Here is a 657-nt window from a genome sequence, read left to right as displayed (position 1 = left end):
GAGCTTCACGTAAGCATTTGCTATAGTTTCGACCGCATCCGGCTTTCCTTCGATAGCAAAGCAATCGAGAATGCCGTTTGAATCGTATTCTGATGCCGTTTTCCAGGCGACTTCACCGTTTCTTCCAAGCATCGGCATCTCATACGTCACCCATCGTTTGTTGGGGATATCCGCAACCGCCTCGGCGTAGTGCAATGCGGTAACGGAGTTTAGCGGCGCACCCAACAGCAGGGCCTTCCCGCCAAGGCGGACGAACCGCTCGACGGGCGACCCTTCCCCCAAGGCGTGACCGAGTTCGTGAGGCTCCGTCAGCGTTTCAGCTAGCGGACCAACCGCGACCATCGATGCATCGGGGTGCGCGCTGCGCCGCGCGCCGGGGGCTTGAACCAGAAATTGATTCAGCAGGCCGAACCCACGGTAAGTCCCGGCCGTTGCGGGATCGAACGGCGGCCAGGTACGGCGGGCTTTGTCATCCAACCGAGCGCCATTCAGAGTCTCCTCGTAGGGTGATCGGTCCCACGACGCGTATCCCATCACAGTGCCAGTCGGCCCAACCGCGGAGCGTAACGCGGCAACGACCGTCTCCGCTCCTCCTTCGACCGGACCAATCGCTTTAAGTGAGGCATGCACCATCAACAGGTCACCGGTTTGGACTCC

The 657-nt window shown here is 60.3% G+C and carries 1 protein-coding gene; it reads right to left on the bottom strand.

From position 1 onward, the window contains the following. Window positions 1–657: aminoglycoside N-acetyltransferase AAC(3)-IIe (gene aac(3)-IIe, locus ACMWLG_RS25875; protein WP_414763063.1), on the bottom strand; the 657-nt coding region annotated here is incomplete at both ends.

Source organism: Enterobacter sp. 01-M-02-SI-ECC, from assembly GCF_047530595.1.
GTDB classification, from domain to species: domain Bacteria; phylum Pseudomonadota; class Gammaproteobacteria; order Enterobacterales; family Enterobacteriaceae; genus Enterobacter; species Enterobacter cloacae_M.
The sequence above is the reverse complement of the archived record's forward strand: the minus strand, read 5'-3'. Positions and strand labels throughout refer to the sequence as shown.